A 17,281-nucleotide genomic window follows, 5' to 3' on the forward strand; every position below is an offset into this window, starting at 1 on the left:
ACCTCCAGCGATTAGAAAGTTGAGTCACCAGCGCGATGTCTAGCAGACATCGCGCTTTTTTTATGTGCTTTTTTGTGCATACGTGCGTTGCTGGAGCGCGGGCTCAGCAGGAGGGCAGCCTGGCGAACTCCTCGGCCAGGTGGTCGATCAGCGAGCGCACCGCGGGCAGCATGCCGCGGCGCGAGGAAAAGACCACATGCACCGCGTCCTTGCGCGGCAGCCAGTCGGGCAGCAGCTGCACCAGCCGGCCCGACAGCACCTGCTCGTGCACCATGATGCTGGGCAGCAGCACCGCGCCCACGCCGGCCAGCGCCGCGCTGCGCAGGGCCATGATGTCGGTGGTCACCAGCCGGGGCTGGTGGGCAATGCTGAGCTGCCCCTGGCTGGGGTGGGTCAGCTGCCAGGTGAACTGCTGCTCGGGCGTGCCGTGCCACAGCGTGGGCCACTGCGCCAGCTCCTGCGGGCTCTGGGGCATGCCGTGGCGGCGCAGCAGCAGCGGGCTGGCGACCAGGTAGGTGGAATGCTCCTGCAGTATGCGCGTGGCCAGGTCGCTGTCGGCCAGCGGCAGCGGCCGCACGCGGATGGCCAGGTCCAGCCCCTCGGCGATCACGTCCACGCGCCGGTTGGTGACCTCCAGGTGCAGGGTGACCGCGGGATTGCGCACCAGGTAGTCGGTCAGCATGCTTTCCACCAGCGTGTGCTGCAGCGCCACCGGGCAGCTCAGCCGCACCACGCCGTGCGGCTCGGCGCGTACCGCATCGATGCTCATCTGCGCCGCCTCGGCCTCGACCAGCATGGCCTTGCAGTGCTGGTAGTAGGTCTGGCCCAGCTCGGTCACGGTGAACTTGCGGGTCGAGCGCTGCACCAGCCGCACGCCCAGGCGCTCTTCCAGCAGCGCCAGGCGCCGGCTGAGCTTGGACTTGGGCATGCCCAGGGCGCGGCCCGCGGGCGCGATGCCGCCGTGGTCCACCACTTGCACGAAGTAGTACAGATCGTTCAGGTCCTGCTGCATAGAAGAGGGGATATTGTTCAAAAAATGGAACGATGTATCAAGATTTCGCCAGCTACCGCCTTTGGTGTTCAATACCCATAATAGTTCCATGGCGGCTGCAGATGCCGCTCCACCTTCAGGAGCTGATGATGAAAAAGGTATTGCAAGTGCAGAACGCCCCCCGGCAGCACTGGGTGGGCGATGGCTTTCCGGTGCGTTCCCTGTTCTCGTACCAGAGCCATGGCAAGGAGCTGAGCCCGTTCCTGCTGCTGGATTTCGCCGGCCCGCAGGAGTTTGCCCCCACCGGCGCGCCGCGCGGGGTGGGCCAGCATCCGCACCGGGGTTTCGAGACCGTGACCATCGTCTATGACGGCGAGGTGGCGCACCGCGACTCCACCGGCAAGGGCGGGGTGATCGGCCCCGGCGAGGTGCAGTGGATGACGGCAGGCGCCGGCATCCTGCACGAGGAGTTCCACTCGCCGGGCTTCACCGAAAAGGGTGGCCTGCTGAAGATGGTGCAGCTGTGGGTGAACCTGCCGGCCAAGGACAAGATGGCGCCCGCTGGCTACCAGGCCATCACCAGCGGGCAGATCCCGGCGGTGGAGCTGCCGGATGGCGCCGGCGTGGCGCGGCTGATCGCCGGCAGCTACGGCGGCCAGACCGGGCCCGCCCGCACCTTCACGCCGCTGAGCGTGTGGGACCTGCGCATCCGCGCCGGCAAGACCGCGCGGCTGGAGCTGCCCGCTGGCTGGAACACCGCCCTGGTGGTGATCGAGGGCACGGTGCAGGTGGCTGGCGATGCGCTCGCCCGCGAGTCGCAGCTGGTGGTGCTGGAGGCAGAGGGCTCGGCGGTGGAGATCGAGGCCAACAACGACGCCACCGTGCTGCTGCTGAGCGGCGAGCCTATCGCCGAGCCCATCGTGGGCTATGGGCCGTTCGTCATGAACACGCAGCAAGAGATCGTGGATGCGGTGAATGACTTCAACAGCGGCAAATTCGGGCGCATGAGCGCCTGATGCGGGCCGGGCCGCTCCTGCCGGCAGCGGCCTTCGCCCGGGGCGCGGCGGCCCTCAGCCGCGGGCCGGCTGCATGCGCGGCCGTGCCTGGGTGCGGGCCTGGTCCCTGCCGATCAGCGCCGCGCACCAGGCGGACACCAGGCCGGCAAACAGCACATAGGCGCAGATCAGCCAGGGCTGGCCGCCGTTGGCCTTGAGCAGCGCGGTCGCGATGATCGGCGTGATGCCCGAGGCGAAGATGCCCGAGAACTGGTAGACGAACGAGATCCCGGTGTAGCGCACCTTGGCATCGAACAGGTCGCAGAACAGCCCGGCCTCGGGCGCGTAGACCATGGCGTAGAGGATGCCGAACGGCACGATGGTGGCGATCCAGATCAGCAGCATGTTGCCGTTGCTGGTGCTCATCAGCCAGAACGCCGGAAACGAGACGATGCCGGTGATGAGCGAGCCCCATTGGTACATGCGCGCGCGGCCCATCCTGTCGGACAGCCTGCCGAAGACCGGGATGCTGAAGCACATCACGATCGCGGCCACCATCACCCCCACCAGCGCCTCGGAGCGCGAGATCTTCACCGTGTTGGTGAGGTAGGTGATCGAGAACACGCCGAAGATGTTGAAGAACACGCCGTCGATGTAGCGCGCGCCCATGCCCTTGACCACGTTGCCGGGGTAGCGGCGCAGCATGTCCATGAACGGGATCGCGGTCTCGGCGTTGCGCGCCTTGATCGCGGCGAACTCGGGTGTTTCCTTCACATGCAGGCGGATGAACATGCCCACCGCCACCATCAGGCCCGAGAGCAGGAAGGCGGCGCGCCAGCCCCAGGCCATGAACTGCTCGTCGGTGCACAGCCAAGACAGCAGCCCGACCACGCCGGAGGCCATGAACAGGCCCAACGCCAGCCCGATCTGCGGCAGCGATGCGTAGAAGCCGCGCTTTTCCGGGGGCGCGTACTCGTAGGCCATCAGCACCGCGCCGCCCCATTCGCCGCCCAGGCCTATGCCCTGCGCCACGCGCAAGAGCAGCAGCAGCGCCGGCGCGGCCACGCCGATCTGCGCATAGGTGGGCACGAGGCCGATGAGGAAGGTGGCGACGCCCATGATCATCAGCGTCATCACCAGCATGCTCTTGCGGCCGATCTTGTCGCCGAAGTGGCCGAAGATCACGCCGCCGAGCGGGCGCGTCACGAACCCGACCGCAAAGGTGGTGTAGGCCAGCAGCGTGGAGATGAGTGGATCGTCGCTGGGGAAATAGAGTTTGTTGAAGACGATGCCCGCCACCACGCCATACAGGAAGAAGTCGTACCACTCGATGGTGGCGCCGACGATGGCCGAGGTGACCACCTTGCGAATGACGCGAGGGTCGGTACCCTGGGTTGTACTAGCCATGCTTGGTCTCCGGTTGAAGGCTGCAGGGAGGGCGATGCGCGCAGCCGCCTGCCCTGCCGATGCCAGGGCGAGCCGATCCGCGGCGATTGCCTGCCCGTCGCCGGTTGTCATTTCTGTTGAAGGATTGCGCCGGGATTGCCAGGTCCCGGCGCTGCGGCCGGTTTCAGGCCGCAGCGGATCGCCTTGCGTCTTCGCGAATCATGTCGGCCGCCTTCTCGGCCATCATCACGACAGGCGCATTCGTATTGCCCGACACGAGTGTGGGCATCACAGAGCAGTCCACCACGCGGATGCCCTTCACGCCATGCACACGCAGTCGGGCATCGACCACGGCCATGGCGTCAGCGCCCATGCGGCAGGTGCCGCTGGGATGGAAAATCGTGGCGCCGTTGTCGCGGCAGAACTCCAGCAGCTCGTCGTAGGACTGCATGTCTGGCCCGGGCTTCACCTCGCGCCTGACATAGGGCGCCATCGCGCGCGATGCGGCGATGGCGCGCGCCGCGCGCACCGCGGCCACGTTGGTGTCGCGGTCGAGCGCGGTGTCCAGGTAGTTGGGCTGCATGCCGGGCGGCTGCAGCGGATCGCGCGAGCGGATACGCACATGGCCGCGCGACTCGGGCCGCAGCTGGCACACCGACATGGTGAAGCCCGAATACGGATGCACCTTGCCACCGGCCATGTCGGCCGACAGCGTGGCGACGTGGAACTGGATGTCGGGCGTCTTCGCGACGGGCCGGCCGTCGGCATCGCGCAGCGCATGCATGAAGCAGCCGCCCTGGTTGATACCGACGGCCAGCGGGCCGCTGCGGTGCACCAGCCACTCCAGCCCGAGCCTGGCCTGGCCGAACAGCGAATTGAGCTGGTCGTTGGTGGTGATGGGCTTGGTGCATTCGAAGCCCAGGCGGATCTGCAGGTGGTCCTGCAGGTTCTCGCCCACGCCCGGCAGCTCGTGGGCCACCGGCACGCCCAGGCCCTCCAGCAGCTGGCGCGGGCCGATTCCCGACAGCTGCAGCAGCTGCGGCGACTGGATGGCGCCTGCGCAGAGCAGCACCTCGCAGCCTGCCATGGCCTTCAGGTCCCGGTCCTGGCGCCGGTAGTGCACGCCCACCACGCGCTTGCCGCGCAGCGCCAGCCCGGTGGCCTGTGCATTGGTTTCGATGTGCAGGTTGGGGCGGCGCCTGGCGGCGCTGAGGTAGGCCTTGGCGGTGCTGCAGCGCAGGCCGTTGCGGGTGGTGAGCTGGTAGTAGCCGGCGCCTTCCTGCGCGGCGCCATTGAAATCGTCGGTGCGCGGCACGCCCAGCTCTGCGGCGCCGGCGATGAAGGCCTCGATCAGCTCGTGCCTGGCGCCGATGTCCGAGACCTGCAGCGGCCCGCAGCCGCCGTGGAATTCGCTGTCGCCGCGCTGGTTGCCCTCGGACTTGATGAAGTAGGGCAGCACGTCGCGGAAGGCCCAGCCCTCGTTGCCCAGCGCGGCCCAGTGGTCATAGTCCTCGGCCTGGCCGCGGATATAGATCAGGCCGTTGATGGAGCTGGAGCCGCCCAGGGTCTTGCCGCGCGGCCAGTAGATGCGGCGGCCGTTCATGTTGGGGTCGGGGTCGGTCTCGAACTTCCAGTTGTAGACCGGGCTCCACATCGTCTTGCCGTAGCCGATGGGCAGGTGGATCCACGGCGAGCGATCGGGCGGCCCGGCCTCCAGCAGCAGCACCTGGTTGCGCGGGTCCTCGCTCAGCCGGGCCGCCAGCACGCAGCCCGCCGAGCCCGCGCCCACGACGATGTAGTCGTAGGTTCTTGCACTGTCCGATGCCATGGGTCTCCTTTATTTGTTCCGTTTAATGGAACTAAATGTTCCTTTTGATGGAACTTTAGGCGAAATAAGCCACCGTACAATGGGAAAAAACCCGTGGTACCAGAGACCCAGATCCATAGAACCATGCCGATTCGCAAGCCGGCCGCTGCCGCCAGTAAGGCCGCCCCCAGTGCCCCGGCACCCGCCGCTGCCAAGACCGGTGCCGAGCCGGTATCCGTGTCGGAGCGGGCGCTGTCCGTGCTGGACTTCGTCGCCACCTCGGGCCGCGTCGGCCTGATGGATGTGGCGGGGGCGCTCGCACTGCCCAAGGCCACGGCCTCGCGCATGTGCAGCCAGCTGGAGGCGCAGCAATGGCTCAGCCGCGACCTGTCGGACCGCAGCTTCGCGCCCGGCCCGCGGCTGTTGAAGATGGCGCTTGCCACGCTGGAGTCCGACCCGCGCCGTGAGCTGCGCCACCAGGTGCTGTCCGAGCTGGTTGGCGAGATCGACGAAACCTGCAATCTCACGGTGCTCGACGGCCTGAAGGTGCGTTACCTCGACCGTGTCGAAACCCATTGGCCGCTGCGCACGCAGCTGGAGGCCGGCTCGCATGTGCCGCTGCATGCCACCGCCAGCGGCAAGATGTACCTGGCGCTGATGCCGGCCGAAAAGCGCGCCGCCGTGCTGCAGCATGCGAGCTTTGCCAAGCTCACCGAGTTCACGCTCACCCGGCCCGAAGCGCTGGAGCGGGCCTGTGCGCAGATCCGCATCGATGGCTACTCCGCCGATGTCGAGGAATTCATGCTGGGCCTGATCGGCATGGCCGTGCCGATTCTGGATGACAAGGGCGAATGCCGCGCTACCATGGCGCTGCATGCACCCACGGCGCGCATGAAGCTCGAAGACGCGCTGGCCGCGTTGCCTGCGCTGCGCCGCGCGGCCGAGCGTGTGCGGCCGTTGCTGTTCTGATCCAATCGGGGCACAAGCCCCAACACAAGGAGACCTGCATGCGCAAAACCGTCTATACCGCCGTGGCGCTGGCCGCGGCCAGCCTGCTTGCCGCCTGCGGCGGCGGCGATGGCCGCCTGGGCGAGGGGGATCTGCTGAATCGGCCGACCACGCCGCTGGCGGTGGTCAGCGCCCAGCAGCTGGCGCAGGCGCTGTCGGCCACGGACTCGGGCCGCGCGCTGCTGCAGCTGGCCCAGGCGCCGCGCTGCGGCATCCGCTTCCACAAGATCGAGTACCGCACCGTGGGCGCGAGGGACGAGACGACGAACGCCACCGGCGCGCTGATGCTGCCGCAGGGCGACGACCCGGCCTGCAAGGGCGCGCGGCCCACGCTGTTGTACGCGCACGGCACCACGGCGGATCGCAATTTCGATATTTCCAACCCCATGAACAGCGCCAATTCCGGCGCCGGCGAGGGCATGATCCTGGCGGCCTTTTTCGCGGCCCAGGGCTACCGCGTGGTGGCGCCCAACTATGCGGGCTACGACCAGTCGAGCCTGGGCTACCACCCCTACCTGAATGCCGATCAGTCGGCCAAGGACATGCGCGATGCGCTCAAGGCCGCGCGCACCGCCATGGACCTGCTGGGCGAGGCCGCGGGCGGTGCGCTGGTGCTGTCGGGGTATTCGCAGGGCGGCCATGTGGCCATGGCCACGCAGCGGGCGCTGCAACAGGCCGGCGAGAAGGTGGCGGCCGCGGCGCCGCTGTCCGGCCCGTATGCGATGGCCGCATTCGGCGACACCATTTTCTCGGGCCGGGTGAATGCGGGCGCCACCGTGTTCACGCCGCTGGTCATCGACAGCTACCAGCGTGCCTACGGCAACCTCTACCAGGCGCCTGCGCAGCTGTATGCCGGCCGCTATGCCGATTCGGTGCCGGGCCTGCTGCCGTCGGCCACGCCGCTGGCCTCGCTGGTGCAGCAGGGCAAGCTGCCGGCTTCGGCGCTGTTCAGCAGCGAGGCGCCCGCGCCGCAATACCAGAGCCTGACGCCGCCCACCACGCCACCCGAGCTGGCGCCGCTGTTCAGCCTGGGCTTCGGCAGCGACTACCTGATCACGAATGCGGCGCGCCTGGCCTTCCTGAACGATGCGGCCCAGAACCCGGCCGCGCCGCAAAACCCGCTGCGCCAGGCGCTGGCGCGCAACGACCTGCGCAACTGGAAGCCGAGCAGCCCGGTGCTGCTGTGCGGCGGCTCGGGCGACCCGACGGTGTTCTACAGCGTCAACACCGCGGCGATGCTGGACTACTGGAAAGACCTGAGCGCTGGCCTGGTGACCGGGCTGGACCTGGAGAGCGCGGCGGCTGGCGCGAATGATGCCTATGCGCCGGAAAAGCTGGGCTTCCAGGCGGCCAAGGCGCAGGCCATGCAGTCGGGCGGCGCGGCGGCGGTGATCGCGGGCTACCACGGCAGCCTGGTGCCGCCGTTCTGCGTGTCGGCGGCGCGCAAGTTCTTTGCGGCCCATCTGTAGCCGCTGCCTGGCTGGAAAGGAAAAACCGCCTATCGAGGCGGTTTTTTCTGGGCGGGGCCGGGGGCTTACCAGTTGGCCTTCATGCGGTTGTAGACGCGGTCGCCCACCACCACATGGGCGGCCGGGGTGTAGTTCAGCGGGTCGGCAAACACATAGGTCGACAGCGTTGCGCCGGACAGCAGCGTGTTGGCGTTGCACAGCAGCGAATTGATCTGGTTGGCGCCGATGTTCAGGCCGTTGGTGGGATCGGCGGTGGTGCAGATGGCCGCGGTGTTGTTGCTGAAGCCGGAGCCGGCCGAGCCGCCCAGGGTGCCGGAGATCGAGTTGAAGAAGCCTTCCAGGTCCACGAACAGCACCTTGGTGCCGGAGTATTTGCCCACGGCGGACAGCGCGGCCTGGTTGAAGGCCGAGACTGCGCCTTGCAGCACCGAATCGGGCGCGGGGCTGGCATTGGGATGGGCCGTGTTCAGCTGGGCGGCCCACAGCGAGCGCGAGACGTTGGGCGAGTTGCTCACCAGCACATGCGGCGCGCCGGCATTCACCAGCCGGTCGACCTGGGCGCCCAGCTGCTGGGCGGCGGTCACCATGTCGGCATTGAACTCGGCCTGCGTCTTGGTGCCGGCCAGGTAGTCGTTCATGCCGGCGATGATATCGCTCTGGCCGCCGCCGATGAACACGAAGTCGGTGGCGCTGAAGCTGCCGCCGCCGGCCAGGTAGGCATCGACCTGCTGGGTGACGGACGGTGCGTTGGTGACGCCGCTGGCATCGGCCAGCGTCACGCGGGCATTGCCGCGGGCATAGCCGGCTCCGCCGGCATTGGCGGCGGTCGCGCTGATGCCGTAGCGGGAGGCGACTTCGGCAATCCAGTTGTTGGTGCTGCCGTCGTTGACGGTGTAGCGTGCGCCCGAGGGGCCCTGGCCGAGGTCGCTCACCGTGTCGCCGAAGCTGACGATGCGGGTGGGGGTCACCGAGTCCACCGTCGAGCTGCCGCCGCAGGCCGCCAGCAGCGTGGCACAGGCGCAGGCCGTCATTGCAAAGGTTCGGCGCATCCAGTTTGCTGCCATAGTGATCTCCAAAAAAAGTAGTGGGTAGTGTAGCGACTGTGTCCGGGGCTGCGCGGTTGCCGTGTCAAGCGGCTGCAGCGCGTTGCAACCGATCGTAAACCCCTTCCCATTCGGGCGTGTGGGGCGGCGGCTCGATCCAGATGAACTGGACGCCCAGCGCATCCAGGTCGCGCAGCGTGCCGAACAGCTCGCGCGCCGCGGCCTGAGGGTCGCCGGGCATGGTGCGCTGCACGATGTGCGGCGAGGCGACGGCCAGCGGCGTGCGGTGGTACAGCGCGATATGCCGGGCCTGCGGACCCCGCTGGTCCAGCGCCGATTGCAGCTGCTTCGCATCCATCAAGCGCACCTTGGCGTTCGGCGCATAGTGTGCCAGGAGTGTGCCCGAGGCGCGAGGGGTGTGCGCTGGCAGCTCTTCTTTCGAGAGCGGGCGCAGGCCGCAGGCGCGCTCGATGTCGGCCCGGGTGATGGCGCCGGGGCGCAGCAGCACCGGCACGCCGCGCGTGCAGTCGACTATTGTGCTTTCGATCCCCACCGCGCAGGCGCCGCCGTCGAGTACCAGCAGCTCGGTGCCGAACTCGGCCGCCACATGCTCAGCCGTGGTGGGGCTGACGCGGCCGAACTTGTTGGCGCTGGGGGCCGACACGCCCCAGACCGGGGGGCTGAGCCGCTGGCAGGCAGCGAGCACCGCGTGCGCCACCGGGTGGGAGGGGCAGCGCAGGCCCACGCTGTCCTGGCCGCCGGTCGATGCCAGCGCGGCCTGCGGCAGGCGCGGCAGGATGACGGTGAGCGGGCCGGGCCAGAAGGCGTCTATCAGCTGCTGCGCGAACAGCGGCACCTCCCTGGCGTAGCGGGTGATGGCGGCGCTGTCGGCCACATGTACGATCAGCGGGTGGTTGCTCGGGCGGCCCTTGGCGGCAAAGATCTGCGCCACCGCGGTATCGTTGTCGGCGTCGGCCGCGAGGCCGTAGACAGTCTCGGTCGGCAGGCCGAGCAGCGCGCCTTGCTGCAGCGCCTGGGCGGCGGCCTGTACCGACGCGGGCTGGAATCCGTCCACGACCATCGTCAGAACGCCGCGATGCCCAGGATTGCCGCGGCCCGCAGCGCGGTGGCGCGCACCTGCTCCACGGTGGCGCCGGTCACGTTCAGGTGGCCCATCTTGCGGCCACGCTTGGCGTCGCGCTTGCCGTACAGGTGCAGGTGGCAGCCGGGCAGCGCGAGCACCTGGTCCCAGGCCGGTGCCGCGGGCTGCTCGCCGCCGTGTGCGAACCACAGCTCGCCCAGCAGGTTGAGCATGATGGAGGGGCTGTGCTGGCGCGGCTGCGTCAGCGGCAGGCCGGTCATGCAGCGCACCTGCAGCTCGAATTGCGAGACGTCGCAGGCGTTCTGGCTGTAGTGGCCGCTGTTGTGCGGGCGCGGCGCGATCTCGTTGACCACGAGCATGCCGTCCTGCAGCACGAAGAATTCCACGCACAGCACGCCGACATAGTCGAGGCCATCCGCCACCGATTTCGCGGCGGCCAGCGCCTGCTCCACCTGCGCCGTGGGCAAATTGCCTTCGTAGACCTCGGTGACCGCCAGAATGCCGTCGCGGTGCAGGTTGCGCTGCACCGGCAGGTTGACGATGCTGCCGTCGCGCCCGCGCGCGACGATGACCGAGCATTCGTGCGCCAGCGGCAGCATTTTTTCGAGTACGCAGGCCACGCCGCCCAGCTGCTGCCAGGCGGTGGCCAGCTCCTCGGCGGTCTTCACCCGCACCTGGCCCTTGCCGTCGTAGCCCATGCGCGCGGTCTTCAGAATGCCGGGCAAGAGGCTAGGGCTCACGGCCGCGAGCTGCGCCTCGGCCTCGATCACCGCATAGGGCGCGCAGGGCACGCCGCAGCGCACGAAATGGGCTTTTTCGGCCGCGCGGTCCTGCGCGATGGAGACGGCGCTGCCCGCGGGCGACACCGGCATGTGCGCGGCCAGCAGGTTCAGCGACGCGGCGGGCACGTTCTCGAACTCGGTGGTCACCGCGGCGCACAGGCGGCGCAGGGCATGGAGGCCCTCGCGGTCCTCGTAGCCGGTGCGGATGTGGTGGTGGCTCACCAGGCCGGCGGGGCTGGTCGGATCGGCATCGAGCACCGCGGTGAAATAGCCCATGGCCTGGGCCGATTGCACGAACATGCGGCCGAGCTGGCCGCCGCCCAGCACGCCGAGCGTGGCGCCGGGCAGGATGGTGGCGGGCGCGCTCATGCGGACACCGGCGGCAGCGTCATCGCGCGCGCGGCGGCGGTCTGCTCGGCGCGGAAGGCTTCGAGCCTGGCGCGCAGCGCGGGGTCCGCGTTGGCCAGCAGCGCCACCGCGAACAGCGCCGCGTTGGCCGCGCCGGCCGCGCCGATGGCGAAGGTGGCCACCGGCACGCCCTTGGGCATCTGCACGATGGAGTGCAGCGAATCCACGCCCTGCAGGTGGCGGCTGGCCACCGGCACGCCGAGCACCGGCACCGTGGTCTTCGCGGCGATCATTCCCGGCAGGTGGGCGGCGCCGCCCGCGCCGGCGATGATGGCCTGCAGGCCTCGGCCCGCCGCGGCCTCGGCATAGGCGAACATGTCGTCGGGCATGCGGTGGGCCGAAACGACCCGCGCCTCGTGGGAGATGCCGAATTGCTGGAGAATCGCTACCGCGTGCTGCATGGTCTCCCAATCGCTGGAAGAGCCCATGACCACGCCAATCTGGATGGATGTCATAGTGTCGTTGCTGGGGCGGGAGCCGGGCAACCATGCCGCATCCGCCAAAACCGTGAATTCTACTTTTGCAGCCAAGCTGCCCGCTATTACCAGGATTTTTGCGCCATGATCGATGTCACCATTCAGAATTTCGAAGCCGAAGTGATCCACGCCTCGCTGGAGGTGCCGGTACTGGTGGACTTCTGGGCGCCGTGGTGCGGCCCCTGCAAGACATTGGGCCCGGTGCTGGAGAAGCTCGAAGTCGAATACGCCGGCCGCTTCAAGCTGGTGAAGATCGATTCCGACCAGGAGCAGCAGCTCGCCTCGATGTTCGGCATCCGCAGCATTCCCACCTGCGTGATGATGGTGGGCGGCAAGCCGGTGGATGGCTTCATGGGCGCCCAGCCCGAAGGCCAGCTGCGCGCCTTCCTCGACAAGCATGTGCCCAGCGAGGGCGCGCTGCAGGCCGAGGAGCAGGCCGACGAAGCCCAGCAGCTGCTGGATGCCGGCGACACCGCCGCCGCGCTGCGCAAGCTCGCCGAGGCGCTGGAGGCCGACCCGGCCAACGACGATGCGCGTTACGACTATGCCCGCCTGCTGATCCAGACCGGTGCGTTGGACGATGCCGAGGCGCTGATCGCCGAGCCGCTCAAGCGCGTGCAGCACGAGCTGCGCTTCGAGGCGCTGCAGCAGTGGCTGCAGGCCACGCGCTTCGTGCTGCAAGACGAGCGTGGCGACTGGCCGCTGGAGCAGTTCGACGCGCTGATCGCGCTTCACCCCCGCGACTTCGACACCCGCTTCGCCAAGGCCCAGGCACTGATGGCCGAGGGCCAGTGGACCGTGTCCATGGACGAGCTGCTGGAAATCATCATGCGCGACAAGGACTGGAACCAGCAGGCCGCGCGCAAGCTCTACGTCGCCATTCTGGAACTGATGACCCCGCCCAAGCCCAAGGCCGAGGCCGCCGCGCCCGGCAAGAGCGCCGGCGGCATCGAGCTCACCGGCAAGGCCGGCAAGCAGGAGGACGAGCTCACCCAGCTGCTCAACGGCTACCGCCGCCGGCTCAGCATGGCGCTGAATTGAGGAAGGCTTGCGGGCGGGCCGCTGCCAACAGCCTGTTGCAACTGCAATAAGCATGCGCGCGGAGTTGCAGTTGCTCGCGTTCTATACTGATTCGCAGTCAAGACAGCGCCGGCGGCCGTCGGCCTGCAACCAAGGAAGCTAGACAATGGGCTTGTGGCAATCATTGCTTCGCTGGTTCAAGCCATCGGAGCCTACCTCGCCGGCCAATGCCGCCGCCACGCTCGGCGAGCGCGTCGAGCCGGGCGTGGCGCCCGATGCGCTGCCCGCGGCGGAGCCGGAACAGGAACCCGCGCAGCACGAGCTGCCTTTCGATGGCGCGCTGGAAAGCGCGGCGCCAGTGGCGGCGGCCGCGCCGGCCGGCTCCGGCTGGGGCAGCGCGCGCCAGCAGCAGATGCTGGCGCTGTACTGCGGCATCGCCTGGGACCGGCAGATCGACTTCGCCGAACTGATCGGCGAGCGCGACTGGAGCGCCGATGCCGAGGCGGGCACGATCTCGTTCGGGCATGAGCTGACATTCGCCATGCAGGTGCTGGGCTCGTACTCCGCCGCCTCGGGCACCTGGCGCTGGATCTGGGCCAACGAGCAGGCGCAGGTGGGCGAGGGCTGCATGCTGGTCGCGCGCCAGATGCGCGCGCATGGCGAGCAGGAACGGCTGGACTTCCTGACCGAGCCGCAGTACCCGCTGGCGCAGCAGGACTTGCACCAGCTCGGCCTCATCGCCTGCGGCGCCGACGAAAGCGTGGGCTACTACCTGGCCGACTATGGCGAAGGCACCATGCTGGTGCTGATCGACCCGGGCCATGGCCTGCCCAAGGCCGGCTTCGATCTGGCCCGCGTGCTGAGCGTGGTGCCGCAGGTCATCAGCCAGTACCCGATGGACCATCGCCTGATGCTGCTGCACTACCTGCAAGCCAAGGGCATGGTGGTGCAGGACTCGGGCAGCGAGATCGTCGGCACGCGCGCCGGCCACCAGCTGGTGGTGCAGCTCGATTCGCAGGACCGTATCGCCAGCATCAAGGGCCGGTTGGCGCCGGCCTGAGCCGCCGCCGCAGGCGGCTATTCACCGTGATTTTTGATTACTTCGACTTGATTTGATTATTAAATAAAGTCAATCAATCGATGGTTCGTTGATATTTGATTTTCTTCATCGTAGATTTGCATACCTGTGCCGCCGTATGCGGCGTGTTCAGGTAGGAGCGAAAAATGCGAGCAGGGAATTGGGTTTGGGGCTTGTGCGCCGCGTCGGCAATGTGTGCCGCAGCCCAGGCGCAAGCCTCGGTGGCGGCGGGTTCGCAGTATTTCAAGGACTGGCAGATGGCCAAGTTCGCCACCGCCGTGACCCAGCCGGTCGCCGGCACGCCCATCAGCGCCAGCCTGGGCGCAGTTGCGTTCACGCTCAACACCCTGGGCGCGGCACCGGCCACCTACAGCACTTGGGGTGGTGGGCAAAATAGCGACCTCATGTATTCCACCGACCTGCCGGCCGATATCGGCCTGCCCACCGATCCCGGCAACGTATGGGAGCTGGGCGGCGGCGAGATTTCCATCAAGTTCCAGGCGCCGATGCCCGTGGGCACCACCTTGTTCAGCCATGACTTCGATAACAAGAACGTGGTGGAGTACCGCTTCTACCGCTGCGACGGCACACAGGTGGACGCGACTTCGGTGAGCTTCCTGCAGATCGCCACCGCGAACAATCCCGCGCAGACACCGCCGGTGGCCGGCGCCTCGGATTCGTTCTGGAAGCTGGCGAGCGTGGCGGATGTGGCCCTCGGCGGCACCACCTCCGGCCTGGTGGTGAATGCCGCCGATGTCTGCGAAATCCGCACCAAGGAGGCCGGCCTGTCGCGCGGCAACACGGTCGACTTCATGCTGGGCATTGCGCCGAAGCGCGAGCCGGGCGGCGGCGGCACCGGCGCCACCTCGGTGCCGGCGGACAGCCCCTGGGCCTTGCTGCTGGCATCGGCCGGGCTGATCGGCCTGGCCGTGCGCCGGGCCAGGCGCTGATAGGCGTTCAGAACCAGCGCGCCACCAGCGGCATCAGCAGCGCGGCCAGCAGCACCTGCAGGCTCAGCGCCAGGCCGGCGTAGGCGCCGGCATCCGCATTCACCTGCAGCGCCCGCGCGGCGCCTATGCCGTGCGAGGCAGTGCCCAGCGCGAAGCCGCGGGCCATCCAGTCGACATCGCTGGTACCCATGCCCAGGATGCGGAACAGGTAGCGCGCCGACAGGGCGCCGATCAGCCCGGTCAGCACCGCGAATACGGCCGCCAATGCGGGCACGCCGCCGAGTTTCTCGGCCACGCCCATGGCCACCGGCGCGGTGACCGACTTGGGTGCCAGCGAGCGCAGCACCTCGGGCGGCAGGCCCACGGCCCAGCCCAGTGCCACCGCCACGATGGCGGCAGTGGCGCCGCCCGCCAGCGCCGCCAGCAGGAAGCGGCCCCAGCCGCGCCGCAGCTCGGTGCGCCGCTCCCACAGCGGAAAGCCCAGCGCGACCACCGCGGGCCCGAGCAGGAAGTGGATGAACTGCGCGCCGGCGAAATAGCTCGGATAGGGCACCTGCGTGACGAGCAGCGCCGAGCCCAGCGCCAGCACCGACCACAGCACCGGGTTGGCCCACGGCGCCTGGCCCGAGCGGGTGTACAGCGCCTGCGCCAGCACATAGACCACGAGCGTGGCGGTGAGTCCGAACAGCGGCGCCGACGAGAGGTAGACCCAGAGTTGGACGAAATCAGGCATCGCCGCCGTCCTTGGCGGGCAGGCCCCGCATCAGCGCCCGCGTCAGCAGCGCGGTGACCGCCATGCCGGCCCAGGTGGACAGCGCGATCACCAGCATCAGCTTGAGGCCGTAGTCGCGCAGCAGAGCGAGGTGGGTGATGACGCCCACGCCCACCGGCACGAACAGCAGCGACAGGTGCGACAGCAGGAAGTGCGCCGCGGTCTGCACCGGCTCGCGCACCAGCGGCCAGCGCAGCGCTGGCACCAGCAGCAGCATGCCGACCACCGGGCCGGGAAAGGGCAGGCCCAGCAGCCGCGCCAGCGCCTCGCCCGCGAGCTGCAGCAACAGCAGCCAGGCCATGCCTTGCAGGGGCTGCATGGGCTCAGAACCGCTCTAGTTCGGGGTGCTTGATCGCCCCGGCGCGCACCAGCATCTTGCCGTACTCGGCGCAGCGGTTCAGCGTGGGTATGACCTTGCCGGGGTTGAGCAGGCCCAGCGGGTCGAACGCGGCCTTGAGCGCCAGCATCTGCGCGTTCTCCTCGGCGGAGAACTGCACGCACATGCTATTGAGCTTTTCCACGCCCACGCCGTGCTCGCCAGTGACCGTGCCGCCCATGGCGACGCTGGTCTCCAGGATGTCGGCACCGAACTTCTCGCAGCGCGCGAGCTGGTCGGGGTCGTTCGCATCGAACAGGATCAGCGGGTGCAGGTTGCCGTCGCCGGCGTGGAAGACGTTGGCGCAGCGCAGGCCGTACTGCTTTTCCATCTTCTGGATGGCGAGCAGGATGTCGGCCAGGCGCTTGCGCGGGATGGTCGAGTCCATGCACATGTAGTCGGGGCTGATGCGGCCGCTGGCCGGAAAGGCGTTCTTGCGCCCGCTCCAAAAGCGCAGGCGCTCTTCCTCGCTGCTGCTCACGCTGATGGCGGTGGCGCCGGCGGCGCGCAGCACCTGGCTCATGTGGGCGATCTCTTCCTCCACCTCTTCGGGCGTGCCGTCGCTCTCGCACAGCAGGATGGCCTCGGCCGTGAGGTCGTAGCCGGCCTTGACGAAGTCCTCGACCGCGGCGGTCATGGGCTTGTCCATCATCTCCAGGCCGGCCGGGATGATGCCGGCCGCGATCACCGCGGCCACCGCGTCGCCGGCCTTGCGCACGTCGTCGAAGCTGGCCATGATGCAGCGCGCCAGCATGGGCTTGGGAATGAGCCTGACGGTAACCTCGGTGGCCACCGCCAGCATGCCCTCGCTGCCGATCACCGTGGCCAGCAGGTCGTAGCCGGGCGCATCCAGCGCCTCGCAGCCGAACTCGATGGGCTCGCCCTCGATGGTGAAGCCCTTGATCTTGAGCACGTTGTGCACCGTGAGGCCGTATTTCAGGCAGTGCACGCCGCCCGAGTTCTCGGCGATGTTGCCGCCGATGGTGCAGGCGATCTGGCTGCTGGGGTCGGGCGCGTAGTACAGACCGTGGGGCGCCGCGGCCTCGCTGATCGCGAGATTGCGCACGCCGCATTGCACGAGGGCGGTGCAGGCCGCCGGGTCGATGTGCAGGATCTGGTTGAAGCGCGCCATCGACAGCGTGACGCCCAGCGGCAGCGGCAGCGCGCTGCCCGACAGCCCGGTGCCGGCGCCGCGCGCCACCACCGGCGCCTTGAGCGCATGGCAGCTGCGCAGCACCGCCTGCACCTGCTCGTAGGTTTCGGGCAGCGCCACCACCAGCGGGCGCTGGCGGTAGGCGGTCAGGCCGTCGCATTCGTAGGGCGTGGTGTCTTCGTTCTGCCACAACAGGGCGTGCTCGGGCAGGTGGCGGCGCAATGCGGCCACCACTTCGCGCTGGCGCGCGGCGCGGTCGACGGTGGGGGCCGGGGCGGGGGATTCGGCGATGGAGGACATGGCCTCCACTGTACCGCCATTGGCGCCATGCCAGGTGCGCGGCGCTTGTGAGAGTTTTTGCCGCGGGGCCGTGAAATCGCTGCAATCTGCCGATGCATTTCAAAAAAGAGAGCTGCCAGAGCTTGATATACCTTGTTCTTGGGTATAAAAATATTGTAAATCGTT

Annotated in this window: 16 protein-coding genes; 6 read left to right on the top strand and 10 right to left on the bottom strand. The window is 68.4% G+C overall.

All coding sequences use genetic code 11. The features are described 5' to 3' along the window. Positions 1-103: 103 nt before the first annotated feature. A complete protein-coding gene (locus ACODRX_RS19315) occupies positions 104-1,012 on the bottom strand; it encodes a LysR family transcriptional regulator (RefSeq protein ID WP_488873157.1) in 909 nt (302 codons plus the stop codon). 128 nt (positions 1,013-1,140) lie between these two features. Between ACODRX_RS19315 and ACODRX_RS19320 the strand changes: the two genes are divergently transcribed. Then, positions 1,141-2,007, top strand: coding sequence for a pirin family protein (locus ACODRX_RS19320; protein WP_488873158.1), 867 nt, complete (start codon positions 1,141-1,143; stop codon positions 2,005-2,007). 54 nt (positions 2,008-2,061) lie between these two features. Here ACODRX_RS19320 and ACODRX_RS19325 read toward each other — a convergent pair whose 3' ends face one another. Both ACODRX_RS19325 and ACODRX_RS19330 read right to left on the bottom strand, forming a co-directional pair. After that, entirely contained in the window at positions 2,062-3,393 is a 1,332-nt protein-coding gene (locus ACODRX_RS19325) for an MFS transporter (protein ID WP_488873159.1), read from the bottom strand. Between the two features lie 163 nt (positions 3,394-3,556). Beyond that, entirely contained in the window at positions 3,557-5,200 is a 1,644-nt protein-coding gene (locus ACODRX_RS19330) for a GMC family oxidoreductase (RefSeq protein ID WP_488873160.1), read from the bottom strand. A 123-nt stretch (positions 5,201-5,323) separates the two neighbouring features. Here ACODRX_RS19330 and ACODRX_RS19335 point away from each other — a divergent pair, with 123 nt between their 5' ends. Then, a complete protein-coding gene (locus ACODRX_RS19335) occupies positions 5,324-6,148 on the top strand; it encodes an IclR family transcriptional regulator (RefSeq protein ID WP_488873161.1) in 825 nt (274 codons plus the stop codon). Positions 6,149-6,186: 38 nt separating this feature from the next. Beyond that, positions 6,187-7,656 (top strand): alpha/beta hydrolase family protein, encoded by a 1,470-nt coding sequence (locus ACODRX_RS19340; protein ID WP_488873162.1) that lies wholly within the window; start codon positions 6,187-6,189, stop codon positions 7,654-7,656. Positions 7,657-7,721: 65 nt separating this feature from the next. Here ACODRX_RS19340 and ACODRX_RS19345 read toward each other — a convergent pair whose 3' ends face one another. The 4 genes from ACODRX_RS19345 to purE all read right to left on the bottom strand — a co-directional run bounded on the left by ACODRX_RS19345 (position 7,722) and on the right by purE (position 11,446). Beyond that, positions 7,722-8,705 carry an SGNH/GDSL hydrolase family protein gene (locus ACODRX_RS19345; RefSeq protein ID WP_488873163.1) on the bottom strand — a complete coding sequence of 328 codons (984 nt, stop codon included), beginning with the start codon at positions 8,703-8,705 and terminating at the stop codon, positions 7,722-7,724. Positions 8,706-8,784: 79 nt separating this feature from the next. Next, positions 8,785-9,780 (bottom strand): L-threonylcarbamoyladenylate synthase, encoded by a 996-nt coding sequence (locus ACODRX_RS19350; RefSeq protein ID WP_488873164.1) that lies wholly within the window; start codon positions 9,778-9,780, stop codon positions 8,785-8,787. A gap of 2 nt (positions 9,781-9,782) precedes the next feature. Next, positions 9,783-10,952 (bottom strand): 5-(carboxyamino)imidazole ribonucleotide synthase, encoded by a 1,170-nt coding sequence (locus ACODRX_RS19355; protein ID WP_488873165.1) that lies wholly within the window; start codon positions 10,950-10,952, stop codon positions 9,783-9,785. Then, positions 10,949-11,446 carry a 5-(carboxyamino)imidazole ribonucleotide mutase gene (gene purE, locus ACODRX_RS19360; RefSeq protein ID WP_488873166.1) on the bottom strand — a complete coding sequence of 166 codons (498 nt, stop codon included), beginning with the start codon at positions 11,444-11,446 and terminating at the stop codon, positions 10,949-10,951. Before purE ends, ACODRX_RS19355 begins: the two co-directional genes overlap by 4 nt. Positions 11,447-11,551: 105 nt before the next feature. Between purE and trxA the strand changes: the two genes are divergently transcribed. The 3 genes from trxA to ACODRX_RS19375 all read left to right on the top strand — a co-directional run bounded on the left by trxA (position 11,552) and on the right by ACODRX_RS19375 (position 14,515). Further along, positions 11,552-12,508 carry a thioredoxin gene (gene trxA / locus ACODRX_RS19365; protein ID WP_488873167.1) on the top strand — a complete coding sequence of 319 codons (957 nt, stop codon included), beginning with the start codon at positions 11,552-11,554 and terminating at the stop codon, positions 12,506-12,508. 145 nt (positions 12,509-12,653) lie between these two features. Beyond that, complete coding sequence (locus ACODRX_RS19370) at positions 12,654-13,547, top strand: DUF6882 domain-containing protein (protein WP_488873168.1); 894 nt, start codon at positions 12,654-12,656, stop codon at positions 13,545-13,547. A 209-nt stretch (positions 13,548-13,756) separates the two neighbouring features. After that, on the top strand, positions 13,757-14,515 hold the full coding sequence (locus ACODRX_RS19375; RefSeq protein ID WP_488873169.1) for a hypothetical protein: 759 nt from the start codon (positions 13,757-13,759) through the stop codon (positions 14,513-14,515). Between the two features lie 7 nt (positions 14,516-14,522). On the opposite strand, the gene ACODRX_RS19380 is transcribed toward ACODRX_RS19375, so the two are convergent. The 3 genes from ACODRX_RS19380 to ACODRX_RS19390 are packed head-to-tail and all read right to left on the bottom strand — an operon-like array spanning position 14,523 to position 17,116. Continuing rightward, positions 14,523-15,248 carry an LrgB family protein gene (locus ACODRX_RS19380; RefSeq protein ID WP_488873170.1) on the bottom strand — a complete coding sequence of 242 codons (726 nt, stop codon included), beginning with the start codon at positions 15,246-15,248 and terminating at the stop codon, positions 14,523-14,525. Further along, entirely contained in the window at positions 15,241-15,606 is a 366-nt protein-coding gene (locus ACODRX_RS19385) for a CidA/LrgA family protein (protein WP_488873171.1), read from the bottom strand. Before ACODRX_RS19385 ends, ACODRX_RS19380 begins: the two co-directional genes overlap by 8 nt. Positions 15,607-15,610: 4 nt before the next feature. Beyond that, entirely contained in the window at positions 15,611-17,116 is a 1,506-nt protein-coding gene (locus tag ACODRX_RS19390) for an FAD-linked oxidase C-terminal domain-containing protein (RefSeq protein ID WP_488873172.1), read from the bottom strand. Positions 17,117-17,281 lie beyond the last annotated feature (165 nt).

The organism is Comamonas sp. FG99 (genome assembly GCF_057808605.1).

Coding starts and splice junctions, on each gene's coding strand:
- ACODRX_RS19380 (WP_488873170.1), bottom strand. CDS start 15,248: ATGCCTGATTTCGTCCAACTCTGGGTCTACCTCTCGTCGGCGCCGCTG.
- ACODRX_RS19330 (WP_488873160.1), bottom strand. CDS start 5,200: ATGGCATCGGACAGTGCAAGAACCTACGACTACATCGTCGTGGGCGCG.
- ACODRX_RS19320 (WP_488873158.1), top strand. CDS start 1,141: ATGAAAAAGGTATTGCAAGTGCAGAACGCCCCCCGGCAGCACTGGGTG.
- purE (WP_488873166.1), bottom strand. CDS start 11,446: ATGACATCCATCCAGATTGGCGTGGTCATGGGCTCTTCCAGCGATTGG.
- ACODRX_RS19345 (WP_488873163.1), bottom strand. CDS start 8,705: ATGCGCCGAACCTTTGCAATGACGGCCTGCGCCTGTGCCACGCTGCTG.
- ACODRX_RS19355 (WP_488873165.1), bottom strand. CDS start 10,952: ATGAGCGCGCCCGCCACCATCCTGCCCGGCGCCACGCTCGGCGTGCTG.
- ACODRX_RS19390 (WP_488873172.1), bottom strand. CDS start 17,116: ATGTCCTCCATCGCCGAATCCCCCGCCCCGGCCCCCACCGTCGACCGC.
- ACODRX_RS19340 (WP_488873162.1), top strand. CDS start 6,187: ATGCGCAAAACCGTCTATACCGCCGTGGCGCTGGCCGCGGCCAGCCTG.
- ACODRX_RS19325 (WP_488873159.1), bottom strand. CDS start 3,393: ATGGCTAGTACAACCCAGGGTACCGACCCTCGCGTCATTCGCAAGGTG.
- ACODRX_RS19315 (WP_488873157.1), bottom strand. CDS start 1,012: ATGCAGCAGGACCTGAACGATCTGTACTACTTCGTGCAAGTGGTGGAC.
- trxA (WP_488873167.1), top strand. CDS start 11,552: ATGATCGATGTCACCATTCAGAATTTCGAAGCCGAAGTGATCCACGCC.
- ACODRX_RS19350 (WP_488873164.1), bottom strand. CDS start 9,780: ATGGTCGTGGACGGATTCCAGCCCGCGTCGGTACAGGCCGCCGCCCAG.
- ACODRX_RS19370 (WP_488873168.1), top strand. CDS start 12,654: ATGGGCTTGTGGCAATCATTGCTTCGCTGGTTCAAGCCATCGGAGCCT.
- ACODRX_RS19385 (WP_488873171.1), bottom strand. CDS start 15,606: ATGCAGCCCCTGCAAGGCATGGCCTGGCTGCTGTTGCTGCAGCTCGCG.
- ACODRX_RS19375 (WP_488873169.1), top strand. CDS start 13,757: ATGTGTGCCGCAGCCCAGGCGCAAGCCTCGGTGGCGGCGGGTTCGCAG.
- ACODRX_RS19335 (WP_488873161.1), top strand. CDS start 5,324: ATGCCGATTCGCAAGCCGGCCGCTGCCGCCAGTAAGGCCGCCCCCAGT.